Origin of the sequence: uncultured Succinatimonas sp. (assembly GCF_905203285.1) — a bacterium.
Taxonomy (GTDB): Bacteria; Pseudomonadota; Gammaproteobacteria; order Enterobacterales; family Succinivibrionaceae; genus Succinatimonas.
This window is the reverse complement of record NZ_CAJKVK010000029.1, coordinates 1-22,481: the sequence shown is the minus strand read 5'-3', so window position 1 is coordinate 22,481 and position 22,481 is coordinate 1. Positions and strand designations below refer to the sequence as shown.

Annotated in this window: 22 protein-coding genes; 9 read left to right on the top strand and 13 right to left on the bottom strand. The window is 38.4% G+C overall.

Going from position 1 to position 22,481, the window contains the following annotated elements; genetic code table 11:
- Window positions 1-127 precede the first annotated feature (127 nt).
- The 3 genes from tusA (at window position 128) to glyS (ending at window position 3,595) form a co-directional block, all read left to right on the top strand.
- Window positions 128-364 carry a sulfurtransferase TusA gene (gene tusA, locus QZ019_RS04640; RefSeq protein WP_295482730.1) on the top strand — a complete coding sequence of 79 codons (237 nt, stop codon included), beginning with the start codon at window positions 128-130 and terminating at the stop codon, window positions 362-364.
- Window positions 365-595: 231 nt separating this feature from the next.
- Window positions 596-1,519: a glycine--tRNA ligase subunit alpha gene (gene glyQ, locus QZ019_RS04635; protein WP_294564158.1), complete on the top strand. Its 924-nt coding sequence runs from the start codon at window positions 596-598 to the stop codon at window positions 1,517-1,519.
- A 9-nt stretch (window positions 1,520-1,528) separates the two neighbouring features.
- Window positions 1,529-3,595: a glycine--tRNA ligase subunit beta gene (gene glyS, locus QZ019_RS04630; RefSeq protein WP_295482727.1), complete on the top strand. Its 2,067-nt coding sequence runs from the start codon at window positions 1,529-1,531 to the stop codon at window positions 3,593-3,595.
- A gap of 177 nt (window positions 3,596-3,772) precedes the next feature.
- On the opposite strand, the gene QZ019_RS04625 is transcribed toward glyS, so the two are convergent.
- Genes QZ019_RS04625 through QZ019_RS04615 form a run of 3 tightly spaced genes read right to left on the bottom strand, consistent with a single transcriptional unit; the run spans window position 3,773 to window position 4,637 of the window.
- Window positions 3,773-3,976, bottom strand: a complete 204-nt coding sequence (locus tag QZ019_RS04625; protein WP_295482724.1) for a hypothetical protein — start codon at window positions 3,974-3,976, stop codon at window positions 3,773-3,775.
- Window positions 3,977-4,031: 55 nt separating this feature from the next.
- Window positions 4,032-4,289, bottom strand: a complete 258-nt coding sequence (locus QZ019_RS04620) for a hypothetical protein (RefSeq protein WP_295482721.1) — start codon at window positions 4,287-4,289, stop codon at window positions 4,032-4,034.
- 27 nt (window positions 4,290-4,316) lie between these two features.
- Entirely contained in the window at window positions 4,317-4,637 is a 321-nt protein-coding gene (locus QZ019_RS04615; RefSeq protein ID WP_295482718.1) for a hypothetical protein, read from the bottom strand.
- A gap of 202 nt (window positions 4,638-4,839) precedes the next feature.
- Between QZ019_RS04615 and QZ019_RS04610 the strand changes: the two genes are divergently transcribed.
- Window positions 4,840-5,877 (top strand): hypothetical protein, encoded by a 1,038-nt coding sequence (locus tag QZ019_RS04610; protein ID WP_295482715.1) that lies wholly within the window; start codon window positions 4,840-4,842, stop codon window positions 5,875-5,877.
- Window positions 5,878-5,920: 43 nt separating this feature from the next.
- Here the strand turns inward: QZ019_RS04610 and gyrB are convergent, their stop codons facing one another.
- The 4 genes from gyrB to QZ019_RS04590 are packed head-to-tail and all read right to left on the bottom strand — an operon-like array spanning window position 5,921 to window position 12,099.
- Entirely contained in the window at window positions 5,921-8,344 is a 2,424-nt protein-coding gene (gene gyrB, locus QZ019_RS04605; RefSeq protein ID WP_294564171.1) for a DNA topoisomerase (ATP-hydrolyzing) subunit B, read from the bottom strand.
- A gap of 10 nt (window positions 8,345-8,354) precedes the next feature.
- Window positions 8,355-9,434, bottom strand: a complete 1,080-nt coding sequence (gene recF / locus QZ019_RS04600; protein ID WP_295482712.1) for a DNA replication/repair protein RecF — start codon at window positions 9,432-9,434, stop codon at window positions 8,355-8,357.
- 33 nt (window positions 9,435-9,467) lie between these two features.
- Window positions 9,468-10,598, bottom strand: coding sequence for a DNA polymerase III subunit beta (dnaN, locus tag QZ019_RS04595; protein ID WP_295482709.1), 1,131 nt, complete (start codon window positions 10,596-10,598; stop codon window positions 9,468-9,470).
- A 28-nt stretch (window positions 10,599-10,626) separates the two neighbouring features.
- Window positions 10,627-12,099, bottom strand: coding sequence for a chromosomal replication initiator protein DnaA (locus tag QZ019_RS04590; protein WP_295482706.1), 1,473 nt, complete (start codon window positions 12,097-12,099; stop codon window positions 10,627-10,629).
- Window positions 12,100-12,274: 175 nt separating this feature from the next.
- Between QZ019_RS04590 and rpmH the strand changes: the two genes are divergently transcribed.
- Genes rpmH through mnmE form a run of 5 tightly spaced genes read left to right on the top strand, consistent with a single transcriptional unit; the run spans window position 12,275 to window position 16,023 of the window.
- The gene (gene rpmH, locus QZ019_RS04585) at window positions 12,275-12,418 is read left to right on the top strand and encodes a 50S ribosomal protein L34 (RefSeq protein ID WP_009142933.1); all 144 of its coding nucleotides are present in this window, start codon (window positions 12,275-12,277) and stop codon (window positions 12,416-12,418) included.
- A complete protein-coding gene (gene rnpA, locus QZ019_RS04580) occupies window positions 12,411-12,776 on the top strand; it encodes a ribonuclease P protein component (protein WP_294564186.1) in 366 nt (121 codons plus the stop codon). The genes rpmH and rnpA overlap by 8 nt, the downstream gene beginning before the upstream one ends.
- The gene (gene yidD, locus QZ019_RS04575; RefSeq protein WP_040909158.1) at window positions 12,734-12,985 is read left to right on the top strand and encodes a membrane protein insertion efficiency factor YidD; all 252 of its coding nucleotides are present in this window, start codon (window positions 12,734-12,736) and stop codon (window positions 12,983-12,985) included. The genes rnpA and yidD overlap by 43 nt, the downstream gene beginning before the upstream one ends.
- A gap of 18 nt (window positions 12,986-13,003) precedes the next feature.
- Window positions 13,004-14,650, top strand: coding sequence for a membrane protein insertase YidC (yidC, locus tag QZ019_RS04570; protein ID WP_295482701.1), 1,647 nt, complete (start codon window positions 13,004-13,006; stop codon window positions 14,648-14,650).
- 2 nt (window positions 14,651-14,652) lie between these two features.
- Window positions 14,653-16,023 (top strand): tRNA uridine-5-carboxymethylaminomethyl(34) synthesis GTPase MnmE, encoded by a 1,371-nt coding sequence (gene mnmE / locus QZ019_RS04565; protein ID WP_295482698.1) that lies wholly within the window; start codon window positions 14,653-14,655, stop codon window positions 16,021-16,023.
- Between the two features lie 9 nt (window positions 16,024-16,032).
- Here mnmE and QZ019_RS04560 read toward each other — a convergent pair whose 3' ends face one another.
- The 6 genes from QZ019_RS04560 to QZ019_RS04535 are packed head-to-tail and all read right to left on the bottom strand — an operon-like array spanning window position 16,033 to window position 22,380.
- The gene (locus tag QZ019_RS04560; RefSeq protein ID WP_295482696.1) at window positions 16,033-16,545 is read right to left on the bottom strand and encodes an ABC-type transport auxiliary lipoprotein family protein; all 513 of its coding nucleotides are present in this window, start codon (window positions 16,543-16,545) and stop codon (window positions 16,033-16,035) included.
- 9 nt (window positions 16,546-16,554) lie between these two features.
- Complete coding sequence (locus QZ019_RS04555; protein ID WP_295482693.1) at window positions 16,555-18,180, bottom strand: MlaD family protein; 1,626 nt, start codon at window positions 18,178-18,180, stop codon at window positions 16,555-16,557.
- A complete protein-coding gene (locus tag QZ019_RS04550) occupies window positions 18,155-19,390 on the bottom strand; it encodes a paraquat-inducible protein A (protein ID WP_295482732.1) in 1,236 nt (411 codons plus the stop codon). The genes QZ019_RS04555 and QZ019_RS04550 overlap by 26 nt, the downstream gene beginning before the upstream one ends.
- The gene (gene nrdG, locus QZ019_RS04545; RefSeq protein ID WP_294564207.1) at window positions 19,390-19,911 is read right to left on the bottom strand and encodes an anaerobic ribonucleoside-triphosphate reductase activating protein; all 522 of its coding nucleotides are present in this window, start codon (window positions 19,909-19,911) and stop codon (window positions 19,390-19,392) included. Before nrdG ends, QZ019_RS04550 begins: the two co-directional genes overlap by 1 nt.
- 17 nt (window positions 19,912-19,928) lie before the next feature.
- A complete protein-coding gene (nrdD, locus tag QZ019_RS04540) occupies window positions 19,929-20,087 on the bottom strand; it encodes an anaerobic ribonucleoside-triphosphate reductase (RefSeq protein WP_148514346.1) in 159 nt (52 codons plus the stop codon).
- A gap of 25 nt (window positions 20,088-20,112) precedes the next feature.
- Window positions 20,113-22,380 (bottom strand): anaerobic ribonucleoside triphosphate reductase, encoded by a 2,268-nt coding sequence (locus tag QZ019_RS04535; protein ID WP_294564217.1) that lies wholly within the window; start codon window positions 22,378-22,380, stop codon window positions 20,113-20,115.
- Between the last annotated feature and the right edge of the window lie 101 nt (window positions 22,381-22,481).

The following is a 22,481-nucleotide window of genomic DNA, read 5'->3' as shown; positions in this document are numbered from 1 at the left end:
GCGACCCCCTGTTTACAAAACAGGCGCTCTACCAACTGAGCTAAGCCAGCAAAAGTGTGGTAATTATATCAAGAGGCTTGTTTAATTCAAGATCTCTTTAAATTTTTTCCTTATAAACGCTATTTTTATGCCTGAAAAAGAAAACGAAACTTTAGATTGCCGCGGACTATCATGTCCGGAACCGCTGACACTGCTGCGCAATCTCGTCAGAAAATCAGCTCCGGGACAAGAAATAACTTTATTGTCAGACGACCCGGTATCACTGCGTGATGTCCCTGCTTTTTGCAATTTTATGGGGCATACACTCATTTCTTTACCTGATGACGAACACCCGCACCGCTTTGTCATTAAAAAGAAAGAATAAGGACGCTTTCTTTTCTTGTTCTTAGATAGTTTTCTCTTATGTTTTTGCCGTAGATATCAGGCTTATAAAGTGTTAGACTTACTCGTTTAAGGAAAAGCTCTTACACGCGGAGTCAAAAGCTTATATTTTGATTCTTTATATTTATTTAAGAGACTTTTTCCATTGATTTCTTATTTCATAAAACCGGAAAATCCGGAAAAAACATCAACGTCGTACCACGGATAAAACAAAATGCCAAATAAATACGACCTTCAAACTTTCCAAGGTTTGATTTTCACTTTGCAGGATTACTGGATGCGTCAAGGCTGCATGATCGCACAGCCTTTTGATATGGAAGTCGGCGCAGGTACTTCCCATCCGATGACTTTTTTACGTTCTTTAGGACCTGAACCGATTTGCTGCGCATACGTTCAGCCGTCCCGCCGTCCAACTGACGGACGTTACGGTGAAAACCCCAATCGTTTACAGCACTATTACCAGTTCCAAGTTATTTTAAAGCCGTCCCCTGATGATATTCAGGATCTTTATTTAGGATCACTTAAAGAGCTCGGCTTTGATCCTACGGTAAACGATATCCGTTTTGTCGAAGACAACTGGGAAAACCCGACTTTAGGAGCCTGGGGTCTTGGCTGGGAAGTTTGGCTTAACGGCATGGAAGTATCACAGTTTACTTACTTCCAGCAAGTCGGTGGATTAGAGTGCTATCCGGTAACCGGAGAACTTACTTACGGTCTTGAACGCCTTGCCATGTATATTCAGGGCAAAAATTCCATCTACGACCTGGTTTGGGCACACACCAAAACCGGCGTTGTAACCTATGGCGATATCTACCATCAAAACGAAGTTGAACAGTCAGCATACAACTTTGAACATGCTGACACCGAATTCCTGTTTAACATGTTTGACAAGATGGAAAAAGAAAGCAGTGCGTTACTTAATCTTGAAAAACCGTTGCCTTTACCTGCTTATGAACGCATCTTAAAAGCTGCACATTGCTTTAACCTTTTAGATGCTCGTCATGCCATCTCGGTAACTGAAAGACAGCGTTATATTTTAAGGATCAGAACTTTATCCAAAGCAGTAGCTGAAGCTTATTACAAATCTCGTGAAGCTCTCGGTTTCCCGATGTGCAAAAATAACGACGCTGCAAAATAGGAATTAATTATGACAACCGAAAATCTTTTATTAGAGCTTGGCACCGAAGAGTTACCGCCTAAAGCATTGCGTAAACTTGCTCAAGCTTTACATGACGATTTTGTCAAACATTTAAATCAAGCCGGTCTTAAATTTTCATCCGCAAAATGGTATGCAACCCCGCGCCGTTTAGCTTTAATCATCAAAGATCTTGAGACCAAACAAGCCGACCGTGAAATCGAAATAAAGGGACCTGCCGTTAAAGCAGCATTTGACGCCAACGGAAATCCCACCAAAGCGGCAATTGGCTGGGCTACTGCCAACGGCATTACCGTTGATAAGGCCGATCGTCTAAAAACTGACAAAGGTGAATGGCTTTATATAAAATCAGTAAAACACGGCTCCGACACAGCAGCTTTAATCCCTCAGATGTTTAAAGAGGCTTTAAGCTCCCTGCCTATCCCTAAGCTTATGCACTGGGGCGATAAAAAAGAAGAATTTGTTCGTCCGGTTCATACCTTGTGCATGCTGTTTGGCGATAAGCTTATTGAAGGAACTGTTTTAGGCGTAAGCTCATCAAAGACCATTAAAGGTCACCGTTTTATGGGTCAGCAGACTTTAACTATTGAGAGTGCTGATACTTATTTATCTCAGTTAAAAGATGAAGGTGCTGTTATCGCTGACTATGATGAGCGTAAAGCTTCTATCAAAGCTCAGGTTGAAAAACTCGCTTCATCCGTAAACGGAGTTGCCGATTTAGATGATGCATTGCTTGAGGAAGTAACATCTCTTGTAGAAAACCCTCACGTTTTCTTAGCTTCTTTTGAAGAGCGCTTCTTAAAAGTTCCGTCTGAAGCTCTTGTTTACACCATGAAAGGAGATCAGAAGTACTTCCCGATTTATGATGCACAAGGAAAACTTCTGCCAAAATTTGCTTTTGTCAGCAACATTAATCCGTCTGACACTACTGCATTAATTTCAGGAAATGAGCGTGTAGTAAGACCACGTTTATCTGATGCTGAATTCTTCTTCAACACAGACCGCAAGCAATCATTAGAATCATTCTTCCCGCGTCTTGAGAACATTGTCTATCAAAAAGACATCGGAACAATTGCTTACCGTTCTGAAATTGTCGGAAAGCTAGCTGCTTATATTGCAACTCTTATTGACGCCGACCCTAAGCTTTGTGAAAGAGCTTCGCACTTAGCCAAATGTGATTTAGCAACCACTTTGGTTACTGAATTCACCGACACCCAGGGAATCATGGGTATGCATTACGCCGAGCTTGACGGTGAAGATCAAAATGTTGCGGAAGCAATTTTTGAACAATATTTACCTCGTTTTGCCGGAGATAAAATCCCGACCAAACCGGTTCAAATTTCTGTAAGCCTTGCTGAAAAACTTACTACCTTAATCGGTATTTTCGGTATTAACTTGCTTCCTAAAGGAGATAAAGATCCGTACGGTTTAAGAAGAGCGGCCATCGGTCTTATTCGCATTGTTATTGAAAACAAACTCGATTTCGATTTAGTTGATGTTATCAATAAAGGATGTGAATTATTAAAAGACAAATTCAAAGCTGAAAATACTGCTAAGAATGTAGCCGACTATATTTTCGGTAGACTGAAGGCTTACTATCAGGATCAGAATATCGGCGGCGAAATTTTTGCTGCAGTTCTTTCTACCCATCCTACTAATCTGCTTGATTTTGATAAACGCATCAAAGCAGTAGTCAAGTTTAAAGAGCTTCCTGAAGCAACCGATCTTGCTTCTGCCTACAAACGTGTTGCTAATATTCTTTCTAAGAACGAAAAACACGATGGCGATATTATGCCTAATCTCCTTAAAGAAGATGCAGAGATTAAGCTCGTTGACCACTTAAATCATTTATTGCCGGTTATTGATAAGCTTTATAACAACGGCGATTATGAAAGAGCTTTAACTACTCTTGCTGAACTTAAAGAAGATGTCGACGGATTCTTTGAACACGTTATGGTAAATGTTGAAGATCCTCAGGTAAAAGCTAATCGTATTGCGATACTGCAGAAGCTTAATGCTATCTTCTCAAAGACTGCAGATATTTCAGTTCTTTATTAAGATATTTTTTACTCCAGAAAGCCAGCCGTCGTGCTGGCTTTTTTGTTCCATGTGGAACATCAACTATCAATTAAAAATAACTACAACATTCCAGTTAACAATTCAAAAGGTTACCTGCGAAAGTATCAATAAAATTCTATTCACAATCAAAATTTATGTTCCACGTGGAACATAAAATTAATGGACCAAACTTTGCAGAATCTGAATGCGATTAATGTCACCGTAATTTCCATTGATTGAAATAAGTATTTCTAAAAAAGTCTTAGCAACAGAACACTGCTCAGCGTACGAAAAGGCTACGGGATTTGTTAAAACTAAAGCAAAATTATGTACCTTATCTTCAGAAGTACCTTTTGCCCAATTATCTATAGCAGATATCATTGCTTGCTCAGCAAGGTATAAGTCATTTGATGAAATGAATTTTGGTAGAGGATAATTATTTATTTCGCAAAACGGCTTTTCGTACCAAGGCCAATTTATGTCGAACGGCAATATCAGATATAGAGTTATAGTAATCAACTGCAAAATTTCTTAGAACATCAGGATCAATAAATTCATTGCCAAATTGGAATGATGCACAAGTGCGATCATCCATTAAATCCGTTACTTCATAGGTTTGAATAAAATACTCCAACCTATCTGAACCATTCAATCTGAGCATTCCTTTTACAGCTAAATCTTCAATAAAAGACATACCTATTAGAGTTGCGTCTTTAACAATTTAATTAACTTCTGTTTCATTGTAGAAATCTGGTGATTTTAAAAAGGGACTGAATTGCTCCCAAAATTTTTCAACCAACTGATCGTTGCTAAAAAGGATCTTTAGATGTTCCTTAAAAAGAATTTTTTTACTTTCACTATTAAAATTTAATTTCTCTAAAGTCTTTACATATAGATCTTCTGAATGAATTGCTTCCTTAAAATCCTGATAAACTTTATGTTTAAAATCCATAACAGGATTTTCCTGAGTACCTGAAGACAGAGAACAAAATAGAAAAATAATAAACAAAGACTCTTTCACAAATATCTTGAATAATTTCATCACAGCAGCAACCTCTTACTTTTTACAAAAGAGTATCAATATTCCTTACATCAAAACGCACGTTGAGTAACATATTTATTATTTACGCTTGAGATTTAATACAAACAAATAAAAAAGAAATGTTCCACGTGGAACAAATTTGTTTTATTGAGATTTAAAATTAAAATATGAATATAAGATAAACACACATAAGGAAAGCAAAATGAAAAAAAAGGTTCTAGCAACACTTAACAAATGCTACTCCATAGCACCGCTTAAATACATGAATGAAGATTACATTCTGGTAGCTTCAGAAAAAAATGATCCTTGCTATTTATTTGACCTTGAGGGCAATGTAATAGCAACGATATGGGATGAGCCGGGCGGAACAATGTCGATGACACAAGTTTCGGATAGTAACGGAATTTTTCTTGCCACCCAAAAATTCTATTCACCGGATGATTCAATCTACAGCGAAATAGATATTGTTTATCCGACAGAATTATTCAAATGGCAAACCCAAAAATTATGTCACTTACCGTTCATTCATCGTTTTGGAATACTAAAAACACCTAAAGAAAACTATTTAATCGCTTGCACAATTAAATCTTCACACACTTTTATCGGTGATTTTTCCACCGGTGGAAAAATTTTTGCAGCTCCCCTGCCTAAAGATATTTTAAATATAAAGGAACCATTCAGATTCAACGTCATTAAAGACGAGCTATACCATAATCACGGATTCTATATAATTCATAGACCTGAAGGAGATTTTGCTCTAACGAGTAGTGATGAGGGAGTTTTCAAAGTAGAGCCGCCTAGCAGCGAAAGAACAGACTGGGAAATAAGCCGATTAATAGAAGATCCTACAAGCGATGCTACGTTATGTGATTTAAACGGTGACGGTAAAGACGAATTAATCACCATATCTCCATTCCATGGAAACAAGTTAAAAATTTATGAACTTGATGAAAACAACAAATATCAACTTAAATACCAACATCCGGACAGCATGCCTTTTTTACATGCCATATGGACAGATAAAATCGATAATAAACCTTGCGTCGTTTTAGGCTACAGAGAAGGAGAACAAGAACTTCTGCAACTTATATTTGACACAGAATCTCACAGTTATAAATGCAACTGCCTTGATAAACACTGTGGTCCTGCTAACGCCTTTATCTATCACAATAAAGGAAAGGATGTGATTATCAGTGCAAATAGGGAAATTGATGAAGTAGCGATGTATACGAGTGAATGATGATAATGAGCAGCTCAGCATACGCTGAGCTGCAGATTGACAATTAAATATCCAAAGTTGCTTTATCAGCGTTTTCAGAAATGAACACACGACGAGACTCAACCTCTTCACCCATAAGCTCGGTTAATAAGCGATCAGCCTCAATAGCGTCTTCAATACTTACTTTAAGCAGAGTACGAGTATCGGGATTCATGGTAGTATCAGATAATTGCTCAGCACTCATTTCACCCAATCCCTTGTAGCGCTGGATCTTAACACCGGCAAAACCTTCCTTCATTAAAACTTCATAAGCTTCATGGAAATTCTTCACCGGGATCTGCTTGGATCCTGACACTACATAACCGTCTTCTTCAATTAGATCCAATACCTTTGCGTTTAATGACTTAAGCAATTGATAGTCTGAAGAATCAAAGAAGTTACGGTTTAAATCATATCGATAATCAATACCGTGAATATGATGAACAATTGAAGGATAGTAAACAGACTCAACGGCATCATATTTAACTTCGGCACGATAGAAAACGCCTTCCGTAGGTTGTGAAGGCAATTGCTTTACAAAACCTTCAGTCCACTCTTTAGCTTTTGCTTCATCTTTAAACATATCTGCAGTGAATAAAGGATAATACATTAAATTAATAAGAATATCCTTATGAAGCTTAAGCGACATCTTCGGTAATGAAGTCATTACCTTGTTGTAATCATTAAACAAAGACTCAAGCGGTAATCCGGTTATAGGCGCAGCATCTTTATTAACATAAATAGCCGCATTGTCCAAAGCTAAGGTAGTGCGATACTGCAAGGCTTCTTTATCGCTTTGAACATAGACAACCTGCTTACCCTTTTGATAACGGTAAAGAGGAGGCTGTGCGATATACACATATCCGCGCTCAATGATTTCAGGCATCTGACGATAGAAGAAGGTTAAAAGCAAAATACGGATATGAGCACCGTCAACATCAGCATCAGTCATGATGATGACATTATGATAACGGAACTTATCAGGATCGTACTCATCCTTGCCTACACCGCAGCCTAAGGCGGTAATCAAAGTACCGACTTGTTGAGACTGAATCATGCGGTCAAAACGAGCTTTTTCAACATTAAGAATTTTACCGCGTAAAGGTAAAATAGCCTGGAACTTGGAATCACGTCCGCCTTTTGCCGAACCGCCTGCAGAATCACCCTCAACGAGGAAAAGCTCACACAAAGCAGGATCTTTTTCACGGCAGGCTGCCAATTTATCAGGCAATGAATTAATATCGAGTTTACCGTTTTTACGTGACAGGTCACGAGCTTTACGCATAGCTTCACGCACACGGGCACTCTCGATAATTTTCATGCAGATGTTATCGGCATCGGCAGGATTTTCTTCCAAAAATTCCTTTAATTTTTCAGAGACACATCCGCTTACAGCGTTTCCGGCTTCAGAAGAAACGAGTTTATCTTTAGTCTGTGAAGAAAACTTAGGATCCGGCATTTTAACCGAAATAACGGCAGTCAAACCTTCACGGGCATCATCACCTGAAGTTGAAACCTTATGTTTCTTAGAATAGCCGTGAGATTCAAGGAAATTATTGAAAATTCTGGTTACGGCACTCTTAAATCCAGATAAGTGGGTACCACCGTCTTTTTGCGGAACATTATTGGTAAAACAGAAAACGCTCTCATTATAAGCATCAGTCCACTGCATAGCTACTTCAACCATGATATGGTCTTCGCACATCTTGGTGCAATGGAAAATCTTATTGTTTAAAGGGTTCTTTCCGCGATTTAAGTAACGAACGAACTCTTCAATACCTCCGTTATGATGGAAAGTATGAGTTTTTCCTTCTTCGCGCTCATCAGTCAAGATAATCTTGATGCCGGAGTTTAAGAAAGACAATTCTCTTAAACGCTTGGCAAGAGTATTGTAATCAAATGTGGTATTAGAAAAAATCGAAGGCGAAGGCCAGAAACGGACTTCTGTGCCGGTTGCGTCAGAATCGCCGATTTGCTTTAACGGAGCTTCAGGATTGCCTCCGTTTAAATAAGTCTGCTGCCAAATGTGTCCCTGACGCCAAATAGTCAAAACCAACTTGTCTGACAAGGCATTTACTACAGAAATACCGACACCGTGCAAACCGCCTGAAACTTTATAGGAATTTGAATCGAATTTACCGCCGGCATGCAAAACGGTCATAACGACTTCAGCTGCCGAACGATGTTCTTCAGGATGCTCATCTACAGGAATTCCGCGTCCGTTATCTTTAACTTTTACAGATCCGTCTGCACAAATGGTTACTTCAATATCAGTACAAAAACCTGCTAAAGCTTCGTCAATCGAGTTATCAACTGCTTCAAAAACCATGTGATGCAAACCTGATCCGTCATCAGTATCACCGATATACATACCAGGGCGCTTACGAACTGCTTCAAGTCCGTGCAATACCTTAATACCTGAAGCTCCGTAATTGTTTTCTGCAGACATTTTTACCTCTTTAAGAGTCTTCTAAAAATCCGTTATTAAGTCCGACGTAGCATATATCCACATCGTTACTAAGCATCATTTCACGCGAAATATTAGTGATAAAAACCTGACAGGAACACTGCTTGAGATTCTCAAGCAGAATCTTTTGAGAATTGCTATCTAATTCGGAATTAAGATCATCAATAAGATAGATACAACTTCTGCCGGTTTCCTGTTTCAATAAGAGACCTTGTGCAAGTCTCATTGCGCAAACCAATAATTTTAATTGACCTCGCGACAGGGTTGCACCTGCTGAAATTGAGTCGGATTTAATCTTCAAATCAGCCCTATGACAACCGTAAAAAGTATAGCCTAAAACCCTGTCTTTTTCAAGGTTTTGCGCCAGCAAATCCCTGAGTTTAAAGTCTTTATTCCAACCTGAGTGCAGCTCAAATTTTAAAGAAAATTTAGGTAAAAATTGTTCGCATTGAACACTTAAAAAATCCTTTAATTTTTCAAGATAAGTTCGACGTAATTCATCGATTTTTTCTGATAAAGACGACAAAAGATCGTCCCAAACGCTTACCTCTAGATCTGAAGCTTTACTTTTTAACAACATATTGCGCTGTTTTAGTACTCTTTTGTAGTTAAACCACAGATCTTTAAATGCCGGCTCTGAGTAATAAACTCCCCAATCTATAAAATTACGTCTTAATTCAGGACCTTGGGTCACTAATTCAATTCCCTGAGGATGAATTATCTGAACACAAATTTTATCCACCAAATCAATAAGCCTTTGCACTTTAGAGCCATTGATTTTAATTTGCAGATCTTCACCCCTTCCTTTTGCGATTCCTATGTTATCGGTAACACTTTCTAAATTTTCATTAACTGAAGCAAAAACGGAAAACGATTTTTTACCGGTTTTTATTAAATATTGATAGTTATATCCACGAAAAGAACGTCCTAAAGCAAGATATGAAATAGCTTCAAGAACGGATGACTTACCGCTGCCATTAGGGCCATATATAACGTTAAAACCTGGAGCGGGATGAAAATCCAACAACTCCAGGTTGCGAAAATCGCTTATAACAAGTCTTGATAAAAACATATTTAATTAGCGCCGTAAAAGCGCTAAGTTAAATCAAACTACGACGCGGGAAATAATATAACGTGTACGCACTCCGTACTCATAATCATTTGAACACGGTTCGATTAAGGTACTGACTATCGGATTTGCAAAACAAAAACGCACGTTATCCGTAGAAATGGCATTTAAAACTTCCGTAACATAACCTGCGTTTAAAGACATATCGATAGGATTTAAGTTGTAGCTTATATTTAAAGACTCTGTTGCAACTTCATGTTCTGAATTTTCAGTCTTTAAATTCAGTCTGTCATCGGCAAATACTAAATTAACGGCATTAACTCGTTTAGAAGACAAAACGTTAACGCGTGAAATAGCATTTTTAAGCTCTGCTCTCGGAACTTCAACCGAAACATCAATACTCTTGGGAATAACGGCACGAACATTAGGATAACCGCAAATCAAAAGCTTTGAGGTCAAAGTATATCCGTTACAGGAAGTGGACACTGAGTTTTTGGTAAAAGCAAGTTCAACCGGCTCATCACTGTCCTTTAAAATCTTGGTAAGCTCTGCGGCACAACGACGGGTAAGATTAGAACCCAAAGGCTGAGAAATAGGTGCATCCAAAGTAGTCTCGATAACAGCCATACGATGTCCGTCTGAGGTGAATACCGACACGTTTTCTCCGTCTACTTCAAAACGCATGCCTTTTAAATACTCACGAAAATCCTCATTTGAAATGCAGAAAATAGACTTATCGATAATAGCTTTTAATTGGTTTTGCTTTAAAACAATTCTCTGCTCAACATCCTCATGTTCAAAAGTAGGAAACTCAAGCACATTGCGAGTACGAATTTGGAATTGCGCAGTGCCGGAACTTACCAGCAAAATCTCATTGCTCTCATCATAATCAAAGGTCACCAAGGCTGATTGATCAAGATTTTTACATGAATCTCTTAACTTTGCCGCATTTACGGTAGTAGCACCTTCAGATTCAACATCAGCAACTCCCGGAATGACTACAGACATCTCAATGCTGTAAACAGTACATTTAAATGTAAGTTCGTTATTTTTAATACTGATTAAAACATTCTGAGTAATATCGTCCTTTCCGCCAGGTGCACCGGCTACTCCGGAAACTTGAGATAAATGTTTAATAAAAGAAACTAAAGGTAATGTAAATTTCATAAATATAATCCTGACTTCTTAAGTTTGTTTATTCTTTCTTTAATGACAATAACAAATGGCGGTAACGTGATGCGTATTCAGGATCTTCTTCTATACGCGTTCTGGTACGCTTAATAGCCTCATGAACGGAAGAATGATCTTTATTAAAATTTCTGCCAATATCAGATAAAGACAAAGCAGGAATTAAGTCACGCCCTAAGCACATAGCTGTAGCTCTGGCAATTGACACCATTTTCTTTTTCTCAGCAGATTCCATTGATTGAACAGGAACACCGAATTCTTTGGAAACTCTCTCCTTAATCATATCAATCGTACAAATCTGATTGGATGCATTAACAAGGTTTCCTAAAATCTTGACCGCATCATCACTTGTAATGGTTCCGAAAGCCTGTTTATGCGTATTAAGCGTCTTTATCGCTCCTTCAATTTCTCTGACATTAGAACGGATATGAAGAGCAATATATTGAATAATGTCATCCGGAAGATCCACATTGAGTTCTTTACACTTTTTAAGTGTAATTGCCGCTCTGGTTTCAGGACTTGGCGGAACAACCTCACAGCACACTCCTGAACCGAAACGGGAAGTAAGACGCGGATTGAAATTTTTAAGATTACCTGGCGGAACGTCTGACGCCAAAATCAGCTGACGATTAGGCTGATCGATAAAGTCAGCAATGATATCAAAGAAAGTATCACGGGTTTTATCCGCCTTAATGAAGTTTTGAATGTCATCCACGATAAAAACATCATAAGATGTGTATAAATCCTGAAAATGCATTCTTTCATCGTCATAAGGATTCTTTTTAATGCGTGCCATTGATTCAACATAATGACGAATGAATTCTTCGGCGCGAGTATATATAAGAGAAACCTCAGGATGGGTTTCACGGATGCGGTTGGCAATAGCAAAAAGCAAATGCGTTTTGCCAAGACCTGAAGCTCCGTAAATATAAAAAGGATTGTAATTTGAAGTTCCAGGATTTGCCGCTACAGCAACGGCGGTCGCATACAACAGCTTATTTTCAGGATCGGTAACGTAATTTTCAAAAGTTTTATTCGGATTGATGTTACCGCTGCGCGTGTTCTTATTATGAAAAGGCTTTGTACCGTGTGAGCTTTGAGCCTGAACATGAGGAACGGCCGTTTCACGATTTAATTTAAAGTCGCTGACTGAATTTTGAGCTGAAAAACTCTCGTTATGAAATGCTGCATTCTGGGAAGCCGGCTGCTGGACCGCAGGAGAAACAGAGGCTCCGACTTCTACGGACAAACCTAAATCTTCTCTTCCGAGCAAAGATTTTGCTGCATCATAAAAAGTCGTACTGAATTTTAAAAATAAGCTGTAAACCACTGGGGAATTGCATAAAAATCGGATTTTATCGTCTTGGACATCCATTTGCACCTGAGTGGCAAACAGCTGCACGATGGCTTTATCTTTTTCGTTATCCATAGACCTGACGACAGCAGCGACAGAGTCCAGCCAAACTTGCATATAATTCATGAATTTATAACCGTAGAAGAATGTTAAATACAGTTATAGGATCATATCATAGTTTGGGTGTTGACCTAAACTCTAATATAAGAGTAAAATGTCGTGTTCAAAAGCGATCTGAAGTATTGATCGCATCAACTTAAATATAAAAAGACGTTAACACCGTCTCTTGGAGTATTTTTAAATGAAACGTACTTTCCAGCCTAACGTTTTAAAACGCAAGCGCACCCACGGTTTCCGCGTACGTATGCGTACTGCTGACGGCCGCAAAGTCCTGGCTCGTCGTCGTGCCAAGGGTCGTAAGCGTTTAACAACCGTTAATGACTAATAATACCTTTCCTCGAGAATTAAGATTATTAAGTTCTCGAGATTTTGATCAGGTATTTAAAAACCCTGTCCGCGCCAGTGCTCAGGGAATGCTTGTTCTTGCTAAAAACAACAATCTCGACAAGCCTAGGCTCGGACTGGTAATATCAAAGAAAGTTTTGAAACGTGCCGTTTGGCGTAATCGTATAAAACGCATCGTTAGAGAAACTTTCAGGAATTCACAAGACAACCTTCCCAAAGCTGATCTGGTTTTTATTGCCAGACCAAAGATAGGGGATATCAGTAACAGCGAACTGAGTTCAACTCTTCAAAGATTATGGAACCACGTCTCTCGCCGCTTGGACAATCCGCAATCTTAATGATAAGAACCTATCAAAAGCTCATCAGTCCGTTACTCGGACAACATTGCCGCTTTTATCCAAGCTGTTCTCAATATACCCTTGAAGCGATTAAAGAATGGGGTCTTATTCGCGGCTCCTATTTAGGAGCCAAACGGATTTGCCGTTGCCATCCGCTAAACCCGGGAGGCATCGATCCGGTTCCTAAGAAAAATATAAACCCAAAATAACCGCTAAAGGGTTAAAAAATGGAACAACAAAGAAACATACTGCTAATTTTGTTTTTAATTTTTTCTCTTTTCCTGTTCTGGACATGGGAAAGCGATAAATATCATGCTGCCGTCTCTGCCGAACAAGCAGCACAGACTGAAATATTCAATAACAGCATTGCCGCAAGCGAAAGTGCTGGCAAATTAATAAAAATTAAAAGCGATGCTCTTGAATTAACCGTCGATCTTACAGGCGGTGACATCGTTGATGCCAAGCTTTGCAAAGTTAAGCAAGAACTCGGCAAAGACGATCCGTTCCATTTACTCATGAGCGAGCCTAATTTCGTTTATCAGGCTCAAAGCGGTTTAACCGGCAAAGACGGTCCTGATTCAAAAGCCCGTCCCACATATACCACCGATGCTAATGAATATGTCTTAGCTGACGGAGAAGATACCCTCTCCGTAAATCTTAACTTCGAGCAGGACGGAGTAACTTACGTCAAAACATATACTTTAAACCGCAATTCATATGTAGTTGACGTATCTTACAACGTCATAAACAACAGCGGCAAAGATGTTTCCATGGCTTTCTACGGTCAGTTAAAACAGACCGTTGACGTTTCCCAGCAGCAGAATACCGGAGCCTTCGGCATGGTAGCCGGAGCTTATCGCGGTTCAGCGTATTCAACTGATTCCATACGCTATGAAAAAGAAACATTTGATGATTTAGTTGATCTGGCAAAAGAAAAACAAAATCTTAACGTTCAGACCAAAGGCGGTTGGGTTGCCATGATTCAACATTATTTTGTTGCTTCATGGATTGGCGACACTGATGACAACGTACAAAACGTCATCTACTCAAGCTCAAGCAACGAAGGACGCGATGCCATTATCGGTATCCGTACCGAGCCTACCGTTATACAAAACGGCTCTGAACATGATTTCACCTCAAAAATGTGGATCGGTCCTAAAAATCAGGACAATATGGAATTGGTTGCTCCGAACCTTGATTTAACCGTAGATTACGGATGGCTTTGGTTTATCTCAATTCCTCTATTCAAGATCCTTGAATTCATCCACAGCTATATCGGCAACTGGGGCTTTTCAATTATTGTTCTGACTTTGGTAGTTCGTTCAGTATTATTCCCGTTGACTAAAGCACAATATACTTCCATGGCCAAAATGCGTCTTCTTACTCCGAAGATGCAGGAATTGCGTGAACGTTATAAAGACGATCGCCAAAAACTCGGTCAGGAAACAATGCGTCTTTACAAGACGGAAAAAGTTAATCCTTTAGGCGGATGCTTCCCGTTACTTATTCAGATGCCTATCTTCATCGCTCTTTACTGGACTTTGATGGAGTCTACTGAATTACGTCACGCTCCGTTTATCGGATGGATTGCTGACTTGTCAGTACACGATCCTTACTTTGTAACGCCGCTTCTTTATGGTGTAACCATGTACTTCATTCAGAAGATGTCACCTACACCGATAACTGATCCGATGCAGCGTAAAGTAATGATGGCTATGCCTTTCGTGTTTACTTTCATGTTCTGTACTTTCCCTGCAGGTTTGACTTTATACTGGCTGGTTTCAAACTGCTTTACCATTTTCCAGCAGATAATCATCTACAAATCTCTTGAGAAAAAAGGTCTTCAGATAAAGGCTGAAAAAGTCAAAAAGTAATTATGTCTTGTGAAGATACGATTGCTGCAATTGCCACTGCGCCCGGGCGCGGTGGCATTGCCATTATTAGGGTCTCAGGTTCTAAAGCTTTAGACGTTGCAAAAAGCGTCTGTCATATCACTCCTGAAGCAAGAAAAGCTTATTTTCGTAGATTCTACGACGCTCAAAACGTCATTGACGAAGGAGTTTTACTTTACTTTCCGGGACCTAATTCGTACACCGGCGAGGATACCGTTGAATTACAGGGGCATGGCGGTAACGTTGCCCCTCAACGAGTATTAAGCGCAGTATTGAAAATTGACGGAGTAAGACAGGCCGAACCTGGTGAGTTTACACGCCGCGCATTTTTAAACGGAAAAATGGATCTTACCGCAGCTGAAGCTGTAGAAGATTTAATTTCAGCAGGCTCAGAAAGCGCGGCAAAAGCAGCATTGTCTTCTCTTGAAGGAGATTTTGCAGCAAAACTCAATTCTCTTACCGATAAACTCACCACCTTTAGAATGCGTCTTGAGGGATGTCTTGATTTTCCTGAAGAGCATGAAGATTTCTTTGATTCAGGTAATGCTGCCAACGAATTACGTGATTTAATCGCACTAGCTGATGAGTCATTAACCACGGCAAAGCATGGCGTCAAATTAAACGAAGGAGCCAGAATCGTCCTTGCAGGATCACCAAATGCCGGTAAATCTAGCCTGCTAAACGCTTTGGCAGGGGAAGAAAGAGCTATTGTCACTAATATTCCGGGAACAACACGCGACATATTGTCGATTAATATTGAAATAGGCGGAATTCCCGTGACTATAACCGATACTGCAGGTATTCGTGATACGCCAAGTGATGAAATTGAGGCTATCGGTATTAAAAGAGCTATTGAAATGTTAAAAAAAGCAGATCTGGTTCTTTTAATGGTCGATGCTTCTTCTCCAGCTCCGGAAGCAGAACATACATTAAAACGCCTTAAAGAAATTTTCGGGGATAATACTAACCTGCTTTTAATAAAATCCAAAAGCGATTTACCTGAAAATCAAGAAACTGCTGAACTTCTTAAAAAACCTGATTTTTCACAGTACAAACAAATCAGCAGTTCAACTAAAAATGCTGCAGGTCTTGATAATTTAAGAACCGAGCTTAAAAAAGCTTTAGGAGAAATTCCATCAGAAGGGGTATTTTCAGCACGCCGTCGTCATGTAAATGCTATAAAAGAAACAATTGAGGCATTACATAGAGCTATTGAAATGTTAGATCTCGGTGATTTGGTACTCTGCGCAAGAGAGATTGCCATTGCACAAGATCACCTAGGTACTATTACAGGAAAAGTAACCTCTGACGATATTTTAGGTAAAATCTTCAGTACCTTCTGTATCGGAAAATAGAATTTACTCTTAAGGCAAGGAATCTATTGCCTTAAGAGTTATTTCATTCCAAGCTTCTTTTAATTTTAAAACCAATTCTGCATATCCGTCTTCAGTCAAATCTTTAATCGCGGCAAAATCCTTATTTAAAATTACCTTGCCGTTTTTATTTTTTACGACAAAAACTGCCGCAGCTTGAGCCTCACCTAAATAAGATCCCTGAAAACGATATACTGAAACATCAAAAGAATAGTCAGTTGATACTTTATTTTTATATAAGCTATCCTTTAACAAAACGGTAAGCTGATCCCCCAAATCAAAACTCCAGCGATTGGATAAGGCCTCATTCACAGTAACTTCTGATGTTTGCAATATGATTCCGCCGGTATCGCTTACACCGTTTATATTTAAATTAACTTTATACAAAGTATCCGCAACTGCGGAAATAGTTAAATCCTCAACTAAAGAGTAACGCTGCTCATTAGATGAGGAACAGCCAAAAGATAAAACGGCACAAAGTAAAGTTATACAAAATTTAATCATAGTAAACTCTTATTTCTTTTTAACAGGAATAGGATCTTTATTATCAGAACCGAAAATTAAAGAATTAGGCTTATTGCCAATCTTTGCAGCGGTTAAAGATAATTCAGAAACAATCCTATCCAAATCCTTTAAAGTGGCATTTAATTTCTTATAAGTATCGGAATCAGGACCATAAGATTTAACCGTTTCATTAAAGTTAGTAAATGCTACGGTCAGCCTTTGAATAAGTTCAGCTTTATTAACATCATGATTGCTCTTTTCAAAAGCTTTCATGGCATCAGTAACTGCTGTTAAAGCTGTTTTTACGTTATTTGATATTCCTTCAACATCAAATTGTTCCAAACGATTTACAAAAGAAGAAATCTCATTTTGTAATGATCCGGCCTTAAGATAAGGAATAACATTTACATTTCTATAAACCTTATTATCAGCATAAACAGCTTTTTCACTATCGGATAAATATCTAAGCTCAATCTGATTATTTCCGCTTATAAAACTTGATGCTACTGCAGAAGCGCACAATTTACCCTGTTCAAGCTTTTTATCTAAAGATTCTTTAATCTTATTAACGTTCGAGTTGTCATAGGCATTGACCGCAATTAATACCGGTATTTGCTGATAATCGACAAAAATACTGTCAATATTTTCAAGCCACGGAGCAGTAATCACTTCACCTACTTTTATCCCCTGAAAAACAACATCAGCTCCCTGCTTAATTTTCTGTAATCCGTTTTCTACCATCACAACATATAAAATACCTGAAGAAGCGGAGTCAACGCGAGCATCATTTTGGCTTTTAAACAGATTATGTTCACTAAGAGGAGTTAAAGGATTTCCTTTTTCAGGTGAAAAGGAATCAAAAGCAATACTTCCCCGCAATATGTTATTAATTGATTCAGTATTTAAATTAACTCCGTCAGTTCCAATGGAAACATCTATACCGCTTGAAATCCAAAATTTAGTATTACTGTCTACAAGTTTTGTATAAGGATCAGCGATAAAAACCACATAACGGATACGTTTATTATCAAGATCAAGTGAACTTGATAAAACATTGCCAACGTTAAATCCGTGATATGTTACAAAGTCACCGGGATTTAAGCGTTTGTTACCGTCAGAATATAAGATAAGCTCGATACCTTTTGTGTTGTTTATATCCGTAGGGGGATCGGAAAGCATCGAAAAAGTGCTGGACATTTTGTCTGATTTTCCGCGTCTCATTTCGATATAAGATCCGGAGATAAGAGTATCAAGCCCTGAAATACTTGTTGTTTCAACACGCGGTTTTACTACCCAGAATAAAGAATCTTCATTTAAAAGTTCTTCAGTATCCTTTGACATCTGTACGGTTAACACAGCACTGTCATAATTGCTGTCAAGCTTAATCTCAGTTACTCTTCCTACGGTTACAGAGTGAAGCTTAACTAAAGTTTTCCCCTCTTCTATAGACTCTGCACTTGGCATTTTTATCGTAATTTGCGGTCCTTTGTTCAAAGAATTATTCCATAAAAGGATAACAAAAACGATCAATGCGATGATTGGAATCACCCAAACCAAGGAAAAGCGCTGAGCCTTACTCTCTTTTGCTTTGCTCAAATCAACTTGCTCGTTATCTTGATTCTTTTCTTCTTTCATTAATTGGATCCCATATCAATCTTTCATCAAATTCTTCAGCAGCAAACATTGTAATAATAACAACAAGACAAAATGTGATAATGGCAAATCCCGGATCGATTGTCATCAACCCGCTGAATCTGACTACTGATGTCATTATAATCACAACAAAAACGTCAATCATTGACCATTTGCCGATAAAGGCAACAATTCTGTAAAACTTTGAAAGTAATTTAGGTCTTTGCGGACGACGGTATTTAACGATAATCATTAAAATAATCAATGCAATAATTTTTAAAACCGGAATACAGATACTGGCTAAAAAAATCACACCGGCAACAAAATAAGAATCCATCTGCCACAAAGTTACAACACCTTCTAAAATATTTGACCCTGTTTCATTTCCAAGATATGAAGTAAACATGATTGGATATAAATTAGAAGGAAAATATAAAATTATTGCTGACAAAAGCAATGCTGCTGCTTTTTGATAACAATCGTAATTTCTTATTTGCCTGATATGACCGCAGCGCGGACATTTTTTATAAGAGCGGGAATCATAAACAAAAGAACAATGCCTGCATAATGATAAATGCTGATTTTTGCCGGTGATTCCTGGAATGATATCAACTTTTGCTGTTTTTACTTTATCCCATATATCCTGGGGTCTTACCTTAGTGTAAAGCCAAATCATCATTACGGAAAAAATACCGGATAAAATAAAACCGGTATGAAATTCAACATCAACTAATGCAGTTAATTTAATAAGACTAACTAAAACACCTAAAATAAAAACGTCAATCATGCAAAAGCGATGACTGAAAGCGTATATTTCACCAATTATCGGCGTAATTTTTAAATTAAAAAGCCCAGTCCAGATAATCGTAAACAACATAAATAAAGGAAATAAAAAAGTGAAAAGGACACAAACGTAAAGAAGCAAGAGCCAATCAGTATGCAGCACGGTAAAAATGGAAATAAGACGCATTTCCTGATTGATACCGAGAGTGGATAAAGAAAGAAAAGGCTCAAAAAGAGACAAGACAAAAAAGATAAGAGCTGCAATAGAAATTACAGCACACTGACGTAAGGAATAAATTCGGCCGCTTCTTAATGTAGCTCCGCAGCGCGGACAAGAACACTTTATGCCTTCTTTATAAGGAGGCAATGTAACGGCCCAATCACAGGAAGGGCATAATTTGACCTGTGATTTACCTGTAAGATTATTAATTATTTAAACCCTTCAGCCAAAACTACTTTACCTAAAGATAATGATTTTTGTACGTCAATAATACGCTGATTGCTTGATCCTCTAAAATCCAAATCCAATGATTTTAAAGACTGAACAAAAGGACCGTCAACCACAACATCCAAAAGCTCTAAAAGCTCATGACGCATAAAATCATCACTTAATTTATCAAAAGTATATCCTGAATAAGACCAAAGGGAATAGCCTTCTTCTTTAAGAATTTTTGATAAAGTAATTAAAGGACGGGTTTGAATAAACGGCTCACCGCCAGAATAAGTAACACCGGTAATTAAGGGATTTGCTTTAATTTCATCATACAAAACCCTTAATTTTACTTCCATTCCGCCGCCTAAAGGCTGAGCCTGAGGGTTATGACAGCCGTCACAATGAAAAGGACAACCTTGTGTGAAAATCGTATAACGAATACCGGGGCCGTCTACGATGGATTCGGGAACTACACCGGCAATACGAATATAAGTATCATCAAGAACCCGAAGATCCATATTTTTTACCTCAATAATTAGACATGCATATGCTTAACGCGATCTTTTTCTTCAGCGCGTTTTGCGTTATTGAAGCGATCCAAAGTTCCGACCAAATAACCGGTTACTCTTCTGATACGCTCAAATTTAACGCCTTCTCCAACAACTCCGTTACGAGCATTTAATCTTGTTACCATATCTATCTCCTTTTAAAACAAACCGTTATCCGCGACAAATACAATCAACGCCGAGTTTGCTTAGTCTTTCTATTGTAACACCTTCACCGTCATGGCGACCGCATTTAGGACATACGTCATTAATAACACCGACGTAACCGCAAACCGGGCAGCGATCTACAGGATGGTTAACCGATCCGTAGCTGATGCCGCATTCTTTCATGTATAAAATAACTTTTTCAAAAGCATCCACATTTCGAGTTAAATCACCGTCCATTTCCACATAAGAAATGGCACCAGCGTTGCACAGCTCATGGAATGGAGCTTCAAGTCTTATCTTATCTGCTGCACTTATATTGTAATAAACAGGAATATGGAAGCTATTGGTGTAATACTCTCTATCGGTTATGCCTTTAAGAGATCCGTAAATCTGACGATCTATCTTAACGAATCTTCCTGACAAACCTTCTGCAGGAGTTGAGAACAATGAGAAATTAAGTCCGGTCTTAACCATTTGTTCATCGGTTAAAGCACGCATGTGCTTAATAATCTCATAACCTAATTTATAAGATTCTTCACTTTCACCGTGGTGTTTGCCGGTTAAAGCGACCAAAGTTTCAGCAAGACCGATAAATCCTACAGAAAGAGAACCATGTTTAATGACATCCTCAATCTTGTCATCCATATTAAGACGTTCAGAATCGATCCACACGCCTTGTCCCATAAGGAAAGGATAGTTATAGACATGTTTATTAGCAATAATGTCAAAACGATCTAAAAGCTGATTGAAAATAAGATGAACAACAGAATCCAATGATTCATAGAACTTACTGATAGATCCGTGCGCTTCAATACCCAAACGCGGCAAATTAACTGTGGTAAATGATAAATTACCGCGACCAGGGATAATTTCTCTGGTCTTGTCATAGTAATTTCCAAACACTCTGGTACGGCATCCCATAACGGCAAGTTCGGTTTCCGGATGACCAGGCTTGTAATACTGCAAATTAAAAGGTGCATCCAAAAATGAGAAATTCGGGAAAAGACGCTTTGCCGAAACTTTGCAGGCTAAACGGAACAAATCATAATTAGGATCGCCTTCTTTTGTATTGATACCGTCTTTTACCTTGAAAATCTGTACCGGGAAAATAGGAGTTTCACCACCGCCTAAACCGGCATCGGTAGCAAGCAGCACGTTCTTCATAATCATGCGCTGTTCAGGAGTAGTTCCGGTTCCGTAATTGATTGAAGAAAAAGGAACTTGAGCTCCGGCACGGCTTTGCATGGAATTTAAGTTATGAATAACCGCTTCCATTGCTTGATAAGTTTCACGCTCTGTAAGCTTATAAGCTTCAGTCATGATATAAGAACCGTCTTTTTGCAAAGCTTCATCATCTTTGTAAAAAGGCTTGATTATATCCATAACCTTAGCTTTGATTTTTGCTGCAGCTTCGTCACTTAAAACTGTTTCATATTCATTGTAAATTTCACGGCAAAAATCTTTAAGCAAAGACAAATCAATTGAATCATCGCGCAAAGTTATCTGAATTACTTTACACAAATGCTTAATATAAGAAGTAACTACATAAGGGGCCAAATCATATTCAAACATAGGAATAGACTGACCGCCATGCATATCATTCTGATTAGACTGAATTGCGATACAACATAAGGCAGATGCTGATTGTATAGACTGCGGTTCACGCAAGAAACCGTGTCCGGTTGAAAAACCGCGTTTAAATAAACTCTTTAAACTTATTTGGCAGCAATTGATAGTTAAAAGGTAAAAATCCAAATCGTGAATATGAATAGATCCGTTGCTATGTGCCAAAGCATGCTCAGGTTTTAAGACATAACGTTTAACGAAGTCTTTTGAACCTTCAGAACCAAAGCGCAGCATAAGACCCATCGGTGCATTGGCATCGATATTGGCATTCTCACGCTTTAAATCCATATCATCGGTGGATTTAGAGGTTAAATCACGATAAATTTGGGTAAGCTCGGCATTATAGGTACGTACATTAGTACGCTGCTGACGATACAAAATGAAGTTTTTAGCCTCATCAGCAAGATCATGCTTAATTAAAATTTTCTCAATTAAGTCCTGAGTATGTTCAACAGTAGGAACCTTGGTTACTTCACTTTCAATAGCATTTATAACTTCATCGGTTAATTGAACAACAAGTTCCTCATCTTGAGGAGTTACGTCCTCATCTGGATGAACCGAAACCAAGGCCTTTTTAATGGCATTTGCAATTTTCTGTTGGTTAAAAGAAACCTTGCGTCCGTCTCTTTTAACAATAAATCTAATCATGGACTCTGCCTTTTTTTTCGTGTGTTTTCAAGAATAATCGCGGCAATTTTACTAATGCAGCGAATATATATCAATATAACCGTAAAACAAAAATAATATTT

What these genes read in the sequence shown, in the direction of transcription:
- rpmH (WP_009142933.1), top strand. Translation starts at nt 12,275, where the DNA reads ATGAAACGTACTTTCCAGCCTAACGTTTTAAAACGCAAGCGCACCCAC.
- QZ019_RS04535 (WP_294564217.1), bottom strand. Translation starts at nt 22,380, where the DNA reads ATGATTAGATTTATTGTTAAAAGAGACGGACGCAAGGTTTCTTTTAAC.
- QZ019_RS04615 (WP_295482718.1), bottom strand. Translation starts at nt 4,637, where the DNA reads ATGAAATTATTCAAGATATTTGTGAAAGAGTCTTTGTTTATTATTTTT.
- rnpA (WP_294564186.1), top strand. Translation starts at nt 12,411, where the DNA reads ATGACTAATAATACCTTTCCTCGAGAATTAAGATTATTAAGTTCTCGA.
- glyS (WP_295482727.1), top strand. Translation starts at nt 1,529, where the DNA reads ATGACAACCGAAAATCTTTTATTAGAGCTTGGCACCGAAGAGTTACCG.
- tusA (WP_295482730.1), top strand. Translation starts at nt 128, where the DNA reads ATGCCTGAAAAAGAAAACGAAACTTTAGATTGCCGCGGACTATCATGT.
- dnaN (WP_295482709.1), bottom strand. Translation starts at nt 10,598, where the DNA reads ATGAAATTTACATTACCTTTAGTTTCTTTTATTAAACATTTATCTCAA.
- yidC (WP_295482701.1), top strand. Translation starts at nt 13,004, where the DNA reads ATGGAACAACAAAGAAACATACTGCTAATTTTGTTTTTAATTTTTTCT.
- gyrB (WP_294564171.1), bottom strand. Translation starts at nt 8,344, where the DNA reads ATGTCTGCAGAAAACAATTACGGAGCTTCAGGTATTAAGGTATTGCAC.
- QZ019_RS04625 (WP_295482724.1), bottom strand. Translation starts at nt 3,976, where the DNA reads ATGATATCTGCTATAGATAATTGGGCAAAAGGTACTTCTGAAGATAAG.
- recF (WP_295482712.1), bottom strand. Translation starts at nt 9,434, where the DNA reads ATGTTTTTATCAAGACTTGTTATAAGCGATTTTCGCAACCTGGAGTTG.
- QZ019_RS04590 (WP_295482706.1), bottom strand. Translation starts at nt 12,099, where the DNA reads ATGAATTATATGCAAGTTTGGCTGGACTCTGTCGCTGCTGTCGTCAGG.
- QZ019_RS04610 (WP_295482715.1), top strand. Translation starts at nt 4,840, where the DNA reads ATGAAAAAAAAGGTTCTAGCAACACTTAACAAATGCTACTCCATAGCA.
- nrdD (WP_148514346.1), bottom strand. Translation starts at nt 20,087, where the DNA reads ATGGTAACAAGATTAAATGCTCGTAACGGAGTTGTTGGAGAAGGCGTT.
- QZ019_RS04560 (WP_295482696.1), bottom strand. Translation starts at nt 16,545, where the DNA reads ATGATTAAATTTTGTATAACTTTACTTTGTGCCGTTTTATCTTTTGGC.
- glyQ (WP_294564158.1), top strand. Translation starts at nt 596, where the DNA reads ATGCCAAATAAATACGACCTTCAAACTTTCCAAGGTTTGATTTTCACT.
- QZ019_RS04555 (WP_295482693.1), bottom strand. Translation starts at nt 18,180, where the DNA reads ATGAAAGAAGAAAAGAATCAAGATAACGAGCAAGTTGATTTGAGCAAA.
- yidD (WP_040909158.1), top strand. Translation starts at nt 12,734, where the DNA reads ATGGAACCACGTCTCTCGCCGCTTGGACAATCCGCAATCTTAATGATA.
- mnmE (WP_295482698.1), top strand. Translation starts at nt 14,653, where the DNA reads ATGTCTTGTGAAGATACGATTGCTGCAATTGCCACTGCGCCCGGGCGC.
- QZ019_RS04620 (WP_295482721.1), bottom strand. Translation starts at nt 4,289, where the DNA reads ATGTCTTTTATTGAAGATTTAGCTGTAAAAGGAATGCTCAGATTGAAT.
- nrdG (WP_294564207.1), bottom strand. Translation starts at nt 19,911, where the DNA reads ATGGATCTTCGGGTTCTTGATGATACTTATATTCGTATTGCCGGTGTA.